Origin of the sequence: Acinetobacter sp. ANC 4204, assembly GCF_002135205.1 — a bacterium.
Lineage (GTDB): Bacteria > Pseudomonadota > Gammaproteobacteria > Pseudomonadales > Moraxellaceae > Acinetobacter.
This window is the reverse complement of sequence record NZ_NEFZ01000002.1, coordinates 83,134-101,339: the sequence shown is the minus strand read 5'-3', so window position 1 is coordinate 101,339 and position 18,206 is coordinate 83,134. Positions and strand designations below refer to the sequence as shown.

Genomic DNA, 18,206 nt, shown 5'->3' with positions numbered 1-18,206 from the left:
TTGTGAGTATGAGTAACCAAATTATCTATGAATATTGTTAAAGATATCACAGTACCCATTCTTCAACTTGCACTACCTTTGATTCTTATTCAGTTGTGTCAAGCTTTATTGGGTTTAGTTAATACAATTGTGGCAGGTCGTTATCATTATTTAGATTTAGCTGCTATTGGCTTGGGTAGTAATATTTGGGCACCTGTTTTCATTCTATTTACGGGGATTTTATATGTATTGGTGCCAAAGTTTTCGCTTTTAAAATATAAAGAGGATAGCCAACAGACAGCACAATTATATCAGCAGGGAAAGAGAGTATCTTTTCTGTTGGCGATGTTGGGTTTTGTGTTTATACAGGCTCTCGCATATTTATGTCCATTGTTTATCCCAGATACTGATGTTGCAAAAATTTGCAAGAATTACTTACATTTGATTGCATTTGCCATGCCTGCATTGGTTTATATGGTTTTTTACCGTTTTATCAGTGAAGGATATAGCCAACTTCATCCAATTCTAATGAGCTTTATCATCATGCTGATATGCGATGGATTATTGGGTTATGTTTTTGTTCATGGGATTGGTATTTTCCCCGAAATGGGAGGAATGGGCACGGGTTTGGCGACGATTATCAGTGCTTACATTGGTTGTTTGAGTATGCGTTATTGGGTTCATAAGCGTATACCAGAAATGAGTATTTGGACTGAGACGAGCACTGCTGATTTATCTGACAGTATAGAACTGTTGAAACAAGGTATGCCGATTGGATGTGCATTAGTTTTACAAGTTTTAGCACTCGCGACTTTGGCCTTTTTTGCAGCCAGACTTGGAACACAAGTCATCGCAGCACATCAAATTGTAATTAATATTGCAATGGTGATTATTATGATCCCTGTTGCAATGAGTAGTGCTGCAACCATTCGAATAGCTCATTTTAATGGGATGAAATATCGGAAAGAGAGGCGCTGGTCATATTACATCGTTACTGCTTTTACTCTTTTTTATGCAATCGTTGTGGCAGGGATTCTAAGTCAATTTGCAAGACAAATGACAGCATTTTTTAGTCAGGATAGCGATGTAGTCACGATTGCTGCAACGCTGATGTGCTATGTGGCTCTTTTTCTTATATTTGATGCTTTACAAACGGTTGCAGCAGGAATATTAAGAGGAATGCAGCAATTCACGCAGCCCTTGTTTGTCATTTTATTTTGTTATTGGATGGTCATTATTCCATTCAGTTATATGTTTGGTATAAATGGGGCATTTCAGGTTGAACCCTCTGTCATGATGATATGGAAGATTATGATTATGGGGATTTTTTTGGCAGCATTATTATTAACTGCTCAAAGTTATCGTTGGGTACTCAAATAAAATCTTGATACCAATCAATATAAGAGTTTCTAGCTAGGCTCAACTAAAAGAGTGATTGGTTATTTCGCATGGATAAGTTTATTTGTACTTCATTATTCGAATAATGAGCTCGATACATTGCGATGAGAAAGACCAATAAGAACTTACTGCTGATGGTCTAATCCATCAGCACGCTTTGTTTTAAGTCTGCTTGTTTGCGTAAATAGTCCCAAACCAATTTAATCCGTGGCTCGTGTTGTAGGTCGACAAAAGTCAGCATCCAAAAGGTATGTGTGAAACGTACCTGATCGGGTAGAACTTGTACCAAATCAGGTTGATCATGCGCCAAAAATTTCGGCAAAAGGGCCAATCCTGCCCCTGCATTGACTGCAATTTGCTGGGCCAAAATACTACTACTGCGGAAGTTTGCAGTCAGAGGAATCGGTAGGCGTTCTAAGCAATATAGCTCCGAACTATAAATTAGATCATCAATATAATTCACAAAGCGGTGATGAGCTAAATCGTCCATATTTGGAATGGGTGGATGTTGTGCCAGATAGCTTTTGCTGCCGTAAATTTTTAAACAATAATCTGTTAGTCGGGTAATGATGTATGGCCCCGATTTTGGGCGGTCAATTGAAATCACAATATCCGCTTCACGATGCGACAGTTTGATCATCTTCGGCACAGGAATTAGGTCGATCGTGAGCAGTGGAAATTGCAATGACAGTTCGGCCAATAGTTGAGTTAAAAATGCTGTGCCGAAACCCTCAGGTGCGCCAATTCGCACACGACCTTCGAGTGGCTGTTGTGGTTTTTGAATTTGCAAAAAAGCCTGTTCCATTTGCTCTACACGGGGAACCAATGCCATGCCATCGGCAGTGAGTTCATAGCCAGTGGCTTCACGTTTAAACAGGGGCATGCCTAAAGTGACTTCTAAAGACTGCACGCGTCGTGCCACGGTACTGTGTTCGACGCCAATAATCCGTGCTGCATTGGTCAGGGTTTTAGCGCGTGCCAAGACCAAAAAAAACTGCAGATGATCCCAATCTACTTTCATTTTTATTTTCCACATCCTGTGCAAAATTGCACAACTATCGTGCACCAATCTGCATTGGTGGTCAAAGTTTTCTTTGCTAGTCTGAGTTGAAAAGCAGAAATTGAATATACGGTTTAAGTCGTATGTTTTCACAGTGACACAATAAAAATGAAGGCCTATGGAGAGGTTATGAATACGGTTTCTAAAATCCAAATTACTACAGCTAAACTTTTGATTAACGGTGAATTTGTTGAGTCTAAAACCCAGCAGTGGCAAGACATTATTAACCCTGCAACCCAAGAAGTGATTGGTTTAGTCCCTTTTGCAACACCAGAGGAAATACAAGCTGCGATTAGCTCAGCAAAATCTGCCTTTGCGAGCTGGAGAGAAACCCCGATTCAAGCACGTATGCGCATTATGCTGAAACTACAGCAACTGATTCGTGACAATGCCAAGAAAATTGCACAGGTGCTCACAGCCGAACAAGGTAAAACCTTGGCCGACGCGGAAGGTGATATTCAGCGTGGTTTAGAGGTGGTGGAACATGCCTGTTCAATTGGCACGTTGCAAATGGGCGAATATACCGAAGGTGTGGCACGTGGTGTAGATACCTATACCTTACAACAACCTTTGGGAGTATGTGCGGGCATTACGCCATTTAACTTCCCAGCGATGATTCCTTTGTGGATGTTCCCCATGGCAATCGTCTGTGGCAATACCTTTGTTTTGAAGCCATCTGAACAAGATCCGCTCTCTACCATGATGTTGGTCGAGTTGGCAATCGAAGCTGGTATTCCCGCAGGCGTACTGAATGTGGTGCATGGTGGCAAAGATGTGGTCGATGCACTGTGTACCCATCAAGACATTAAAGCCATTTCTTTTGTGGGTTCGACCGCTGTTGGCACGCATGTCTATAACTTGGCAGGCCAACATGGTAAGCGTGTGCAATCCATGATGGGTGCGAAAAACCATGTGGTGGTGATGCCTGATGCTAATAAAGAACAAACCTTAAATGCCATGGTCGGTGCAGCCTTTGGTGCGGCAGGGCAACGTTGCATGGCGCTTTCAGTGGCAGTCATGGTCGGTGACAGTAAACACTGGATCAATGAATTGATCACAAAAGCCAAAACCTTGAGCGTGAATGCAGGGCATGAACCGAATACAGATATTGGTCCTGTGATTTCACCGCGTGCCAAAGCCCGTGTGATTGATTTAATTAACAGTGGTGTAGAGCAAGGCGCTGAATTGTTACTAGATGGTCGGGATATTCAAGTCAAAGGCTATGAAAATGGCAACTTTGTCGGTGCCACGGTGTTTAATAATGTCACCACGGATATGCGCATTTATAAAGAAGAAATCTTTGGGCCAGTACTCACGATTCTCTGTGTCGAGACGTTGGATGAAGCGATTGAGCTGGTCAATGCTAATCCATTTGGCAATGGTGTGGGCTTATTTACCCAAAGTGGGGCAGTGGCTCGTACCTTCCAAAACCGTATTGATATTGGTCAAGTGGGCATCAATATTCCAATTCCAGTCCCTGTCCCATTCTTTAGTTTTACAAGTTCGCGTGGCTCGAAGTTGGGTGATTTAGGTCCTTATGGTAAACAAGCGGTCCAGTTCTATACACAAACTAAAACCATTACCAGCCGTTGGTTTGAAGACAGCCAAGAAGCAGGGGAAGTGAATACCACCATCAGTTTACGCTAAGGAGTAGCGAGATGAAGATAGCTTTCATTGGTTTAGGGAATATGGGCGGTTCGATGGCACAGAACCTGCTCAAAGCAGGGCAAACAGTGTTGGGCTATGACCTGAGTGAAAAAGCCTTACAACAGTTTGCTGAAAGTGGCGGTGTGGTGTGCGCTAGCCCGCATGCTGCTGCTGAGCAGGCAGATGTCGTCATCAGTATGCTGCCTGCAGCCAAGCATGTGCGTGAGGTATATTTGGGTGAAACTGGAATTCTGGCGGTAATGCGTGCAGGCAGTCTCTGTATTGACTCGAGTACCATTGATCCGCAAACCATTAAAGATGTTGCTGCTGAAGGCTTGAAGCACCAGGTTCAAGTTTGTGATGCGCCTGTATCTGGTGGCACCATTGGTGCCAAAGCAGGCACTCTCACCTTTATGGTCGGCGCCGATGATGCGACCTATGAGCAAGTGAAGCCCATTCTCAGTTTGATGGGGAAAAATACCGTGCACTGCGGTGTAGTCGGTGCGGGGCAAATTGCGAAGATTTGCAATAACATGATTTTGGGCATTTCTATGGCAGCCGTGGCAGAAGGCATGGCTTTGGGCAGTCGACTGGGGATTGATACACATGCGCTGGCAGGGGTGATCAATAGTTCAAGTGGTCGTTGCTGGAGTTCTGAAATCTGTAATCCTTGGCCAGATATTAGTCCAAATGCACCCGCAGGACGTGGCTATACCGATGGATTTGCTTCGCAACTCATGCTCAAAGATTTAGGTTTGGCCATTGAAGCGGCAGGTCAAGTCAAGCAACCTGTATTACTCGGTGGTTTGGCACAGCAGCTTTATCAACAGCTGTGTTTACAAGGCAATGCACATTTAGATTTTTCCAGCATTATCCAGCAATACTTACCCCGAGAAAATTGATTTAAAAGAAATGCATGGGTGCAATGAGTGCACCCGATAAAAAACCCTTGTCGTGAATAACAAAAAATGTGACTGAGGTGAAAGGATGACTTCAAATTATCAACAAGCGCAGCAAAATTTTGATTTGCAACAGGCTGCGCAACGGTTTCTATCAGGTTCAGTCGATGCACTGAATGCGTGTTATGAGTGCTGTGATCGGCATGCTTTGCCAGGGCGAATTGCTTTGTTTTGGCAGGGTAAAGATGGTCGTAAAGAGCAATATACCTTTCGAGAGTTACAACAACGTGCCAGCCAATTTGCCAACTTTTTAAAGTCACAAGGGGTAACCAAAGGTGACCGCGTTTCGGGTTTATTGCCACGCACGCCTGAGCTCATCATTACCATTTTAGCGACATGGCGAATTGGTGCAGTCTATCAACCTTTATTTACTGCATTTGGCCCGAAAGCCCTTGAGCACCGTTTACAACTGGCTCAGAGTAAGTTGGTGGTAACTGATGTTGGCAATCGTGACAAATTAAAGGAAGTAGACGGTTGCCCTGCAATTGTAACGGTCACAGGAGCCAAAGGCACAGGGCTGTATCAGGGCGATTATAGTTTCTGGGCAGAAGTGAATCGTCAATCTGATCAGTGCGAATTGGAGATGATGAACATTCAAGATCCGTTTCTATTGATGTTCACGTCAGGCACGACAGGTCCTGCCAAACCCTTGCAAGTGCCATTGAAAGCTTTAATTGCTTTTGGTGCCTATATGCAAGATGCGATTGGTTTAAGAGCTGAAGATTCGTTTTGGAATATTGCCGATCCGGGTTGGGCGTATGGCTTGTATTACGGTATTACTGGTCCGTTCTTATTGGGTCATCCAACCATTTTTTATGAAGGTGCATTTACCGCTGACAGTCTATGCCAGATCGTTGATGACTATGGCGTGAATAACTTGGCGGGAGCACCAACAGCTTACCGCATGATGATGGCGGCTGATCCCAAGCAAATGGCGAAACTCCGTGGCAAATTTCGTGTCGTCAGCAGTGCAGGTGAGCCATTGAATCCTGAAGTGTTCCGCTGGTTCAAGCAAGTATTAGATGCCCCGATCTTTGACCACTATGGTCAAACTGAAGTCGGGATGGTGGTGTGTAATCACCATGCACTGGAACATGAGGTGCGAGCAGGTTCGGCCGGTTTTGCTAGTCCAGGCTATCGTGTCGTGGCACTAGATGAACAGGGTCATGAACTCGGTGCCGATAGCCCAGGAATTTTAGCGGTGGATATTAGCCAGTCTCCGATGATGTGGTTTGGCGGTTATCAAGAAAGCCATAAATCACCCTTTATTGGACATTATTATTTAACCGGTGATACGGCTGAAATACATGCCGATGGCAGCATGAGTTTTGTCGGACGCAGCGATGATGTCATTACCACTTCAGGCTATCGCGTAGGACCCTTTGATGTAGAAAGTGCACTACTAGAGCATGATGCAGTGATTGAAGCCGCCGTGATTGGTGTACCTGATCCTGAGCGTACAGAAGTGATTAAAGCTTTTGTGATTTTATCTGGTGAAAGTGCGGCTAGTACTGAACTCGAAAATGAACTGAGCCAATTTGTCAAAAAACGCTTATCTGCCCATGCCTATCCGCGTTTGATTGAGTTTGTGACGGAACTTCCCAAAACACCAAGTGGGAAGATTCAACGCTTTTTACTGCGTAATCAGGAAATTGCCAAGCAACAAACTGCGGCTACTGTTTAAATTGAAGAGATTGTAAGGAAAGGATTTATGCAATTCACTGAGGAACACGTCCTGAGTCAGGACAAGGCGAAAAGTTTTGCCCAAGAACAGATGAAACCAAATACCAGTGAGTGGGATCGACAAGGCATGTTTTTTGAAGAACAAGTCCTGATTCAGGACATGGCGAAAAGTTTTGCCCAAGAACAAATTAAACCCTATGCCAGTGAGTGGGATCGACAGGGGATTTTCCCTGTGCAAGCTTTACAGCAAATGGGGCAATTGGGTTTTATGGGCATGTTGGTGCCTGAAGAATGGGGTGGTTCAGCAACAGGCAACTTGGCCTATGTACTAGCGCTAGAAGAAATTGCGGCTGCGGATGGTGCAACTTCAGCCATTATGAGTGTGCATAATTCGGTGGGTTGCGTGCCGATTTTGAAATTTGGCACCGAAGAACAAAAGCAACAATTTCTGGTGCCTTTAGCCAAAGGTGAAATGATCGGTGCTTTTGCACTGACTGAGCCACATACCGGTTCTGATGCTGCAGCCATTAAAACCCGCGCCGTGAAAGATGGTGACCATTACATCATCAATGGTGCCAAGCAATTTATTACTTCAGGGCACAATGCAGGCGTGATTATCGTGTTTGCCGTGACTGATCCGAGCGCTGGGAAAAAAGGCATGAGTGCTTTTTTAGTCCCGCGTAATACACCCGGCTACGAAGTCATTCGGGTCGAAGAAAAATTAGGTTTACATGCATCTGACACCTGCCAAATTGCCTTGACTGATGTGCGTGTGCACAAAAGTATGTTATTGGGCAAAGAGGGCGAAGGTTTAAAAATTGCCTTGTCTAATTTGGAGGGCGGGCGCATTGGGATTGCCGCGCAGGCTGTTGGGTTGGCGCGAGCCGCTTTGGAGGAAGCGACGCATTATGCCAAGGAGCGTGTGGCATTCGGTAAGCCCATTTTTGAACAGCAAGCAGTGTCGTTTCGACTGGCCAGTATGGCAACAGAAATTGCCGCAGCACGTCAGTTGGTACATCAGGCTGCGCGTTTAAAAGAAGCAGGTCAGCCGTGTTTGACAGAAGCTTCGATGGCCAAGTTGTTTGCCTCTGAAATGACTGAGCGGGTCTGTTCAAATGCTCTACAAATCTTTGGGGGTTATGGCTATCTAAAAGATTTCCCGATAGAGCGAATTTATCGTGATGCCCGAATTTGTCAGATTTACGAAGGCACCAGTGATATTCAACGCTTAGTAATTGCCCGTAGTTTATAAACCCAATATCGAAAAAAACTGACCCTTGCACATGTCAACGATCGCGAGATTTTTCAAGAGATATGTGCACTGGTTTATAGAAGAAGGATCGCAACATGCAGTGGGAAAAAACTTTCATTGAAGATTTACAGTGGGACACGATTTTAGTTGAAAAGCGTAAAGGCGTCGGGGTGATTACCCTGAACCGTCCTCAAGCGTTAAATGCCTTGAACAGTCAACTGATTGCTGAAATTAACCAAGCCTTGGACCAGTTTGAACGCGATGCTGAGATTGGCTGTATGGTGTTGGCGGGTTCGGAAAAAGCCTTTGCAGCAGGTGCTGATATTAAAGAAATGGCAGAGCTGAATTTCCCGAATATCTATTTTGATGATTTTTTCCATTTGGCAGATCGGATTGCACAGCGTCGCAAACCTTTGATCGCTGCGGTGAGTGGTTATGCACTGGGGGGCGGTTGTGAGTTGGCATTGATGTGCGATTTTATCTATTGTGCGGAGAATGCCAAATTTGGTTTGCCTGAAGTAACTCTTGGGGTGATTCCTGGCATTGGTGGAACGCAGCGTTTAACGTTGGCATTGGGTAAAGCCAAAGCCATGGAAATGTGTTTAACCGCGCGGCAAATGGGTGCGATTGAGGCGGAACAAAGTGGTTTAGTGGCGCGTGTGCTACCGAAAGATGAATTATTGGCCTATACCCTAGAGGCTGCGGAAAAAATTGCACAGCGATCCCTGACTGCAACTATGATGATTAAAGAAAGTATTAATCGCGCCTTTGAGGTGAGTTTGAGTGAGGGATTACGCTTTGAACGTCGTACTTTCCATTCCATCTTTGCAACGTCTGATCAAAAAGAAGGCATGAAAGCCTTTGTGGAAAAGCGTCCAGCACAATTTAAAAATCAATAAAAGGAGTCTTCGCATGGAAAATAATTTACAGATTAGCATGCAAGGGCATTTAGGCGTGATTACGCTAGATCGAGCGAGTCATCTGAATGCACTGTCCTTAAACATGATTCATGGCATTAGCCAGCAGCTAGAACAATGGCGAGAGGATGATCAAGTTCAAGCCGTCTTGATTAACTCCAAAAGCCCTAAAGCCTTTTGTGCAGGGGGGGATATTCGCTTCCTCTATGACAGTTATCAAAATGGAACTGCCAACTATCAACGCTATTTTGCTGATGAATATCACATGCTGAAGAGCCTGCGCCAATATGCGAAACCTGTGCTGGTGTTTTTAGATGGCTATGTTTTGGGCGGTGGTTTTGGTTTGGCACAAGCCTGCCATATCATTGTTAGTAGTGAGAAATCTCGTTTTGCCATGCCAGAAACCGCGATCGGCTTTTTCCCCGATGTGGGCGCAACCCATTTCCTTTCTCGTTTAGACGATGTGGGCGTGTATATGGCGGTGACGGGTGAACAGATCAGTAGTAGCGATGCCTTACATTTAGACTTAATTGATTATCTGGTGCCGAGTGACCGCTTAGCACAGCTACAAACAGAATTGGCGCATGCTACGCAATTAACCCAACAGTCGATTGAGCAGACCATTGCGCGTTATTTAAAAGAACCTGCACCTAGCGAACTAAAACAGTATGAAGATGCGATTCGGCATCATTTTTCACATGCAGATTTGCAGGATATTGAAGACAGCTTAGCCAATACATTAGACAGTGACTATATGGATTGGGCTGAAAAAATCCTAGCCAATTTACAACAACGTTCTTTGTTGGCCAAGCAAATCAGCTTAAAACTTCAATATGTAGGTCGTGGATTATCTTTAGAGCAATGTATGCAGTTAGAGCGTGATTTACAAGATATCTGGTTTGAGCAAGGGGACATGATTGAAGGTGTTCGTGCCTTACTGATTGATAAAGATAAGCAACCGAAATGGCAAACAGAAAATTTTGAATTGATGCAAATGTTCGAAAATTTATTGCCATCTTCACCACAGCAACGGCAGGTAAGTGTGAAAATTTAGGTTGATCTTAAGGGGATAAAAATCTTTCAGGTTGTTGAAGGATTTTTGATCAGAAAAATCATGCAGTAATTAAAGCAGATTACCATTAATGTTGAAATGTACCTTGATGGTCTGTCGCTATCAGGATTTAGTGGTTTGTGCTTTCAGCAAATAAAAAAACACGTAGGCCACTATAAAATATTTTTACTCTTCTAATTTTACTAGGGTTTGATAGTCATTCTATTTGTATTTTAGCAATCAGCTCAGCTTAATAAAAAGCTAAATTCACTTAAATGATTTTGTAAATAACCGTTTACATCGCGCTGAATTTGCATCTTTTATAGATTAGATTTGTTCCAGATAGCGATGATTTTGCAAAGAGGAGGGTATTTAAGAACTGATATTTACGTGAAAAGTATTTTTTTATTGATTGGAAAAAAAGTTTAACATATATTTAATTATCTAATAAAAAGATTGATTTTTGCATGATAAAAAATGCCAATCTAATACTAATTGATTATGATTCTTATTTGTGAAAATTATTATATATAAAATACATATACTTAGCATTATTTAATATATAGAAATGCATCTAAATAAGATTAAAAGGTATACAAAAAGTAGGGAAATATGTAATTAAGTTTTACTAAATGGTTTATAAAATGATGTTTTTTGTCAATCAAATAAAATATAATGTGAACCAGTACACACTTTTTCGCTATTTGGGACTTCTGAATGATATTACAGCAATATAAAATTGTTTTTGGAGGAACAATGGGGGCAGGAAAATCTGCTGCTATCCAAGCATTATCTGATATTTCTGTAGTAACAACCGAAGCTGTCAATACCGATACAGAAGCACACCATAAATTTTTGACGACTGTCGGCATTGATTATGGGGAAATTAGTCTAGATGACGGTACAAAAATTGGTTTGTACGGGACACCTGGTCAAGATCGTTTTGACTTCATGTGGTCCATTGTTTGTAAAGGGGCAATAGGGACCGTGGTATTAATTGATCATAGTCAAACTGACCGTTTGAAAGATCTTGAATTTTATTTAAATGCTTTTGCAGATTATGGCTCAAATATTGTGGTGGGAATTACTCATTTAGATGAAGAGCATGAGCATAAGCTGAAAATTTACCGTGATTGGATGCAAATACATCAAAAACAATTTCCACTATTTGCGGTAGATGCACGTAAAAAAGATGATGTCTTGCTGATGATAGAAACGTTAATTGCAACACTAGAATTACAAGCAGAGCCAGTCATTTAATAGGTAGCTAAAAATGAATAATCCTCGTGAAATTCCGAAAGAGTTGATTGAATACGCAAATTCAGAATTACAGCATTTTTTAAATACTGTTGCTGGTATTGATTTTGTCATGCTATGTTCATCGGATGGCTTTGAACTTTGCTTAGCTTCGAAGAAAAATATAGAAAATAAAGGAAAAATAGCAGCAGTTAGTAGCTCTATTTTGGCGATGGTTTCTGCTTTTATTTCAGAAATCCAACTTGTGGGTTGTCAGACAATTACGCTTGATGCTGAAAATGGAAAAGTATTTTTAACGGCAGTTAATCACTCGAAATATCCAATGGTGATGGTTGCTGTAACTAGCACAGATATTTTGATTGGACAAATGTTGTATTACTACAAAGAATTAAGTGAAAAATTGGCAAGCCAACAATTGAGCATTGCCTCATAAAATGGATGCGGTTGAACTTTTTTTGTTTAGAGTGAAATGGCGTGCAGTCATGATCTCGATAGATGATTTTTTAGTGGGTTCATGAATGAAAAATGTATTAAATATTGCGATATTTGGTTTAAGTTTGAATTCATTAGATCAAATCAAAACACAGATATTGCTTTCTTTACCTAAAAATATGAATGTGAATTGGGTAAATCTTGCTGAACAAGAAATTGATTTGTTACTCGTTAATGATGCCTTTTTTAACGCACCTGGCATTCAAAAACTTTTATCTCTTCAGAGTGTTGCTTATCTACGTTTGGTTAAAAAGGTAGAGAATGCAGGACGAATTGTAGGGGATCAGTTATTTTATCCTCTGCCTAATGCCGAATATTTACGTGATTGGTTATTCAAAAAAGTCATTCCACAGTCAGAGTTGATGTCATTTGAAATACCATCCATGGAAATGACACATACGCAGCTGACACCACTGACGGTTTTAAACCCTGAAATGACGACGGAACAAGTATTTAATGAAATCTTTATTCCACGCAATGGGTATATTCAGTTATTTGATGCACAAGGTTTTCTTGCATTGGTAGATACGCGTACAGAGCGTGTTTGGGTCAATCCGAATAAAACGATTCAATTTAATGAAACATTGAATCAAACCTATGCAACGGCACAAATTGTACAAGATACGATAAAAGACAAAGAAGTCTATGACTTAAGAGTGTGGTTATGGAAGGTTGTAAATTCCTCGCCATCAATGGATTTACCGAAGGTAGATCTTAATCAGAATTTTAAGCTTGATATTTGGCCACAGTTTGAAAAAGATTTGCAACGCCGTGACTTTTTAAAAATAGCTGCCTGTTTTTCACAGGGTGCTCATATTGCAGATGTAAAACAGGCTCTGAATTTAAGTAATGAAAAAGTATTGAATTTTGTAGCATGTGCTGTTTTACTGCAATTAGGTCGTTTTATTGATCAAAATGAAGTGAAGTATCATATAGATACAAAACAAGTAGAAACTGGTCAAATGAATAAACTACGTGGTTTTATTGGAAAGTTACGTAGAAAACTTGGTCTTTGATTTTTTCCGGGGTAACCCTATAACTAGAGGTAAAATAATATGGCGCGTATTAGTTTAGATGCGTTAACGGGTCTTGATGGTTTTGTTGCTGCTGCACTTGTTGATAGTGAGAGTGGTCTAGCACTTGCGACTCAAGGCGGTGGGGTAGACTTAGAATTAGCAGCAGCAGGTAATACTGAGGTTATTCGTTCTAAGCGTAAAGTTGCGAAGGCTTTACAATTAAATGACAACATTGAAGATATTTTAATTACTTTAGGTAAGCAGTATCACTTGATTCGTCCTTTGGATACGAATGAAGCGTTGTTCTTATATTTAGTTTTAGATCGTTCTAAATCAAACTTGGCAATGGCTCGTTATGAGTTAAAAGGTTTTGAAAAATCACTTGATTTTTCTTGATTTTCTAGAGTAATTAGCCATGCTAGTATATTTCGATATGCTGGCATTTTTTATGCGTTATAGGTTGGCACTGGTGAGTGTACTCAATACTGCTATCCCTACTTGGCATAGTAGGTTTTGTAGGCTGTTTGAAAGGTACTGACATGCAGTTTGACTAGTTCAGGTAGGCTTTGATAACCGCCAGCTAAAACAAACATTAGTGGGAATTGGTGCTTTTGGGCTAAACGAAATACGATTTCATCTCGTTTTTGAATAAGTTCCGTACTAAACCATGAAGAACCGCAAGGGTCATTTTGATGGCAGTCCATGCCTGCCTGAAAAATAATCAAATCAGCTTTCCACTCCAAAGCGAGGCTAAAAGCTTGGTGAATCGCTAGGATATACTGACTAAAATTTCCATTGGTTTTATGAATATGATAGGTTTCAGCTCGTTCATAAGTTGGGCAGCCAAAAGCCAAACCATAGATACTATAATTAAAAAGATTGCTCAAGCGACGAGTAAATTCTGCTGTTCCATTGCCTCCATGTTGATCACAATCAATCACAAAGATACGTTTATCTGGGAATTGTTGAGCCACTAAAGCCAGTCCATTAAAGCTACAAAAAGAGCCCCCAAACTCATAAACGGCATGATGAAATCCTTGAGCAATATTGGCTGAGATTTGGTGTTCCCAAGCCAACTCTGCAGCCAGAATTTGACCTGCATTGATGTGATAAACTGCATCACGGAGTTGATGATTCCAAGGTTTAAACCCTTGTAGTGTTGCTAACTTTTCAGGCAGTCCTGTGTCAAAGGCTTCTACATACTTAGGGTCATGGAGTTGCTTTAGTATGTCTGTAGAAATTTTCTTCGGTGTATGAAATTGCACTATGCCCAAATCATTTAGTGTTTCCGCCACCGCCGTCAATTTTTCCATACTATTGGTATGAGTGCGAGCGTAGTATTGAGGTGAGTAGCAGACGTTTAACATAGTTTAGTTCTTCACTTGCGCAGTGGCGACATCAAGCAGTTGTTGTAATCGCGTGGTTCCAGGACTATATAAACCATTGTCAATTTGCTGTTGATAGTGGGTTGTAAAGGCTCTTGACCGATTTTCAGGAGACACTGCCAAAGTCGTGAGTCGTAAGAACCAAAACCCACTTACTTCTGTGTAGGGGATAACATAGCCTTTAAACTGTTGATTTTGAGTTTTGTTTTGAATGGCATCTCGATCATAATCGACCGAAAATAATGAGCCTGCTGGCAAACAAACACCATTCATTAGTATAGGTTTGAGACTAATACAAGAGTGATCATCTCCCATGTTCAGTTTTTCTAGTAAGAGGGGCTGCTGTTCCTCATCTACAAAGATATTGATTTCACCTTGTCTTAGTACTCGTCCATGGGCAATTTTAAGGAAGAAGTTTTCAGCCATTGGGCATGAGCCGACTTTGGGCTTTTCTGTTCGAGTCTTTAATTCGACTAAACCTGTGTTAGTTGAGGTTTGAGGTAAAATAATATCTGCAATCAGTTGGCATAAAATCTGACTTTCTTCTAATTGAGCTTGTGCTGCAATGTGTCTTAAATTTTTCTGTCTTTCAAAATGGCCATGTACTTGTGCTGAAAGAAATGTGGAATTTGGGCCAGCCAAATGTTGTTGTAAATTTTCATTGAGGTCTAAGTTATGCCAGTCTGAAATCAGATATTGAGACTGTTCAAGTAGTGCCTTCAACGCTTTGGTATCATATTGATCGAACAATTTTAAGTCGATGAAGTCTTGGCTTAAGCGTGGGCTGTTGATGTATTCAGCTAAAACACGTGTGGCTTGTGTATAACCGCAACCTCGACGTTCAGTCTGATGTGAGAAATGTTCATTTAACATTTCAGTCAGCTTCGTAGACAGAGGGAAAACATGTTGTTTAAAGAGTTGAATAATTTCGTGATCTGTCTCGCGCATCCTTGCCCCAAAAATAACTTTAAGATCTGATTTATTATACAGTTTTATCAAGAACTGATTTGAATATTTAACTAAAAAATCTTAATCAGTACTGTATTTGATGTTTTTAAAATGTTTGGTTTTTTCATTGTATTTTAGATATGAACGGATAGTTCACTTAGCGGTGTTTGTTTGGAGCTGACGATGGGCACTATAGCGTTATGGTGTGTAGCAAACTCAGCCTTAAATGTTCTCAAAAATTGGCTGCTGAAGCATATATGCGCACTCAACTTGAGGATAGTTGGAACGATAATAATTTAGTCGCCCGCCTATTTTTATATCACAACGCCATTCAGATCATCATGTTTATCCAACACGTAGTTTTCAAACGCTGAAAAATTATGAAGATGTACCTCAACTTCCCGCAGGTTATGCCGCCATGCTTTTACCTGCCTTGATTCTGAAGTGGTGGTTTAAACTGATGGATCAGCGGGTAGTTGAACACTATGCAAGGATCTTAAGCAAAATAAATATTGATCCAAAAGCCAAAAAAGAATTCATCAAAAATTTACCACTTTACTGTCTAAATCATCCATTACATCAGAGCAAGTTAGGACTCAAGAGGATGTAGGATGAAACGTTATCAATGTTTGGTTTGTGGTTCATCTATGATGAACAATCAGGTTGGCCGCAAGAAGGTTTTGTAGCAGCTAGAGCGTGGCAGGATGTGCCTGAAAACTGGACTTGTCCTGACTGTGGGGGGCTAAAGTTGAATTTGATATGTTAGAAATCTAAGCAGTAAATACGCGCCACATTATGATATGGGCGCTGTGATTCACTTTAGCCGTGCCCAAAATTCTTCTATGGGATGATTTTTCTATCAAACCATTCTATAACCATTCTTTCGCATGGTTGTTCTTCATTTCAAGACTGTTAATCTTTTCAAGCAGATTTATTACTCAAGGACTGAGTAGAAATCATAAGCCATATTTTAAAGAAAGCCATGGTCATGGAGGAGTGTGGATTCCTTTAAAATATTGAGATGATTAAAAATAACGATGTGAAATCGAATGTGTAGAACTCAATAACTTCGAAAATCGCAAACATATTTTCTTTAAAGGATTAGAACAAAGATGGTTAATCAACTTGTTTGTATAACACTAGACGAAATTTTGGCTTCACCACGACTTAAAGTTACCAAGATTGCCCCCCCTTTTTTTATTGCTATGCCCTATTTTTAGTGAGTGGTCTTTAGCACATTATTTACTGTAAAAATAATTTTTAGCTATGCAGGTTTTGATACATAGACTGCAACATCTATTTATATAGAATTTAAAACTAAGAATACATAAATAATTGAACTTTAATAAATTTTATACAGATTAAATTTCTAAGAAATAAGTTCTGGCAAAAGTCGGAAGGGATACTTTTATCTTAAAAACGGTCAAGGAGGATACCATGCGTATCATGAAGTCTAAGCTGTGTTTATCTATCGGCACTAGCTTATTGTCGGTAGCAATAACAACAGTACATGCTGCATCTGCGAAAACGTATCAAACAGGGAAGACGATTGCGAACGATCCTTTTTTGAAAGCAGTAGTCAGTTCTGAGCATATGGAACCTGCGATTATTCATCCTGCGCAGAGCGTGGTAGCCCAGAAAAAAATTGAGGCATATAAACAAAAAACAGGGCGTACTCCTAATATTTTGATTTTCATTGTTGATGATATGGGGTGGGGGGATATCGGTGCGAATGGTGGGGGTGAAACGGTGGGTGCACCGACACCAAATATTGATAAATTGGCACATGGGGGTTTGCGTTTTACCTCATTCTATGCACAACCACTGAGCACGCCTTCTCGCGCTGCAATGATGACAGGTCGTCTGCCAATACGTACAGGGTTGGTCCGTCCAATTTTGACAGGTGAAAAACTCAAAGCAAATCCGTGGGAGGGTGAAGTTACAGCAGCAGGTCTTCTCGACAAAGCGGGCTACCGCACGGGCATGGTGGGAAAATGGCATTTGGGTGAAATTGATGGAGCTTACCCACAGCAAAATGGTTATGACGAATACTTCGGTTTCTTGCAAGTGGTATCGAACTTAACTGAGATGACCGATGAACGTTTATATCCAAATTTAATCCACGACCCTGAGCGTTTAGAAGCAATGCGCACGATTCAGCCTCCTGAAATTACCAGTGGTGTCAAAGGCGGAGCGCTAAAGGTTGAGCAGTCGATTAAAACTATTGATGACATCAGCAAAATGGATCAAAAATTTGCAGATTACTCGGATGGTTTTATCCGTCGTGCAGGTAAAAAGAATGAGCCGTTTTATCTGATACATTCATTTTCACGATTACATAATGATAATTATCCCGCTCCAGGTTATGCAGGCAAGAGCCCTGCAAAATATCCCTATAAGGATGGGGTGATTGAGGTCGATGATATCGTTGGTCGTCTTATGAAGACGCTGAAAGATACAGGTCAGCTTGAAAACACAGTCGTGTTCTTTACCTCAGACAACGGAGCCAATGAAGATGTTTGGCCAGATTCTGGGTTTCATCCATGGAAAGGGGGGAAAGGTACCACATGGGAAGGGGGAATTCGTGTACCGGGTATTGCGTACTGGTCAGGCATGATCAAAGAGGGACGTGTTAGTGACGGTATTTTTGACATTCTTGACTTATTTAACACATCCGTTGCACTAGGTGGGCAAACAAATCAAATCCCGAAAGATCGTTACTTTGATGGTATCGACCAAACCAGTTTCCTACTGGCTGATGACGGTGAGTCAAACCGTGAAACTTCATACTTCTATTCAGGCAATCAGTTCACATCACTGCGTTGGAATGAGTTTAAAGTGCATTTCAAAGTGATGGATACTACTTCGCCACGTAAAAATATTGATAGTACTTTGTTGTCAGTCGCCAACCCGGCACCGTGGGCATACAACTTATACCTTGACCCCAAAGAGCAAATTCCAAGCCATCATGGTTTTGAATGGGGTTATCCACGTGCACTGAATTTGGTGCGTTATCACATGAGCACCTTTCAGAAATATCCAGCCAAAGACATTGGTTTGGGTGTGCCTTAATTCAGTTTGAGCAACGATTCTATTCACTAGAACAAAAAGCGATGCAATCACTCACCGTGACTGCTTTTCAGCGGAATGAAACGTAGTCAC

The 18,206-nt window shown here is 41.3% G+C and carries 15 protein-coding genes and 1 pseudogene; 13 read left to right on the top strand and 3 right to left on the bottom strand.

The window, feature by feature from the left end; genetic code table 11:
* Window positions 1–27 precede the first annotated feature (27 nt).
* The gene (locus B9T36_RS04345; RefSeq protein ID WP_086208343.1) at window positions 28–1,359 is read left to right on the top strand and encodes an MATE family efflux transporter; all 1,332 of its coding nucleotides are present in this window, start codon (window positions 28–30) and stop codon (window positions 1,357–1,359) included.
* 157 nt (window positions 1,360–1,516) lie between these two features.
* On the opposite strand, the gene B9T36_RS04340 is transcribed toward B9T36_RS04345, so the two are convergent.
* Window positions 1,517–2,398 (bottom strand): LysR family transcriptional regulator, encoded by an 882-nt coding sequence (locus B9T36_RS04340; RefSeq protein ID WP_086208342.1) that lies wholly within the window; start codon window positions 2,396–2,398, stop codon window positions 1,517–1,519.
* A 168-nt stretch (window positions 2,399–2,566) separates the two neighbouring features.
* Here B9T36_RS04340 and B9T36_RS04335 point away from each other — a divergent pair, with 168 nt between their 5' ends.
* The 10 genes from B9T36_RS04335 to B9T36_RS04290 all read left to right on the top strand — a co-directional run bounded on the left by B9T36_RS04335 (window position 2,567) and on the right by B9T36_RS04290 (window position 13,107).
* A complete protein-coding gene (locus tag B9T36_RS04335; RefSeq protein WP_086208341.1) occupies window positions 2,567–4,084 on the top strand; it encodes a CoA-acylating methylmalonate-semialdehyde dehydrogenase in 1,518 nt (505 codons plus the stop codon).
* Window positions 4,085–4,095: 11 nt separating this feature from the next.
* The gene (gene mmsB / locus B9T36_RS04330; protein ID WP_086208340.1) at window positions 4,096–4,986 is read left to right on the top strand and encodes a 3-hydroxyisobutyrate dehydrogenase; all 891 of its coding nucleotides are present in this window, start codon (window positions 4,096–4,098) and stop codon (window positions 4,984–4,986) included.
* Between the two features lie 85 nt (window positions 4,987–5,071).
* Complete coding sequence (locus tag B9T36_RS04325; RefSeq protein ID WP_086208339.1) at window positions 5,072–6,727, top strand: AMP-binding protein; 1,656 nt, start codon at window positions 5,072–5,074, stop codon at window positions 6,725–6,727.
* A gap of 126 nt (window positions 6,728–6,853) precedes the next feature.
* Window positions 6,854–7,978, top strand: a complete 1,125-nt coding sequence (locus B9T36_RS04320) for an acyl-CoA dehydrogenase family protein (RefSeq protein WP_086208874.1) — start codon at window positions 6,854–6,856, stop codon at window positions 7,976–7,978.
* 95 nt (window positions 7,979–8,073) lie between these two features.
* Window positions 8,074–8,877: an enoyl-CoA hydratase gene (locus B9T36_RS04315; protein WP_086208338.1), complete on the top strand. Its 804-nt coding sequence runs from the start codon at window positions 8,074–8,076 to the stop codon at window positions 8,875–8,877.
* Between the two features lie 13 nt (window positions 8,878–8,890).
* Window positions 8,891–9,949 carry an enoyl-CoA hydratase/isomerase family protein gene (locus B9T36_RS04310; protein ID WP_086208337.1) on the top strand — a complete coding sequence of 353 codons (1,059 nt, stop codon included), beginning with the start codon at window positions 8,891–8,893 and terminating at the stop codon, window positions 9,947–9,949.
* 714 nt (window positions 9,950–10,663) lie between these two features.
* Window positions 10,664–11,206 carry a GTP-binding protein gene (locus B9T36_RS04305; RefSeq protein ID WP_086208336.1) on the top strand — a complete coding sequence of 181 codons (543 nt, stop codon included), beginning with the start codon at window positions 10,664–10,666 and terminating at the stop codon, window positions 11,204–11,206.
* Between the two features lie 13 nt (window positions 11,207–11,219).
* Window positions 11,220–11,636, top strand: a complete 417-nt coding sequence (locus B9T36_RS04300) for a roadblock/LC7 domain-containing protein (protein ID WP_086208335.1) — start codon at window positions 11,220–11,222, stop codon at window positions 11,634–11,636.
* A gap of 85 nt (window positions 11,637–11,721) precedes the next feature.
* The gene (locus tag B9T36_RS04295) at window positions 11,722–12,711 is read left to right on the top strand and encodes a hypothetical protein (RefSeq protein WP_086208334.1); all 990 of its coding nucleotides are present in this window, start codon (window positions 11,722–11,724) and stop codon (window positions 12,709–12,711) included.
* 39 nt (window positions 12,712–12,750) lie between these two features.
* A complete protein-coding gene (locus tag B9T36_RS04290; RefSeq protein ID WP_086208333.1) occupies window positions 12,751–13,107 on the top strand; it encodes a hypothetical protein in 357 nt (118 codons plus the stop codon).
* A gap of 98 nt (window positions 13,108–13,205) precedes the next feature.
* On the opposite strand, the gene B9T36_RS04285 is transcribed toward B9T36_RS04290, so the two are convergent.
* Complete coding sequence (locus tag B9T36_RS04285; protein WP_086208332.1) at window positions 13,206–14,078, bottom strand: histone deacetylase; 873 nt, start codon at window positions 14,076–14,078, stop codon at window positions 13,206–13,208.
* Between the two features lie 3 nt (window positions 14,079–14,081).
* Window positions 14,082–15,044 carry a hypothetical protein gene (locus tag B9T36_RS04280; protein ID WP_086208331.1) on the bottom strand — a complete coding sequence of 321 codons (963 nt, stop codon included), beginning with the start codon at window positions 15,042–15,044 and terminating at the stop codon, window positions 14,082–14,084.
* A gap of 611 nt (window positions 15,045–15,655) precedes the next feature.
* Here B9T36_RS04280 and B9T36_RS04270 point away from each other — a divergent pair.
* Window positions 15,656–15,818, top strand: a pseudogene (locus tag B9T36_RS04270) (rubredoxin).
* Window positions 15,819–16,481: 663 nt separating this feature from the next.
* Entirely contained in the window at window positions 16,482–18,116 is a 1,635-nt protein-coding gene (locus B9T36_RS04265; protein WP_213033316.1) for an arylsulfatase, read from the top strand.
* The last annotated feature ends 90 nt before the right edge of the window (window positions 18,117–18,206 follow it).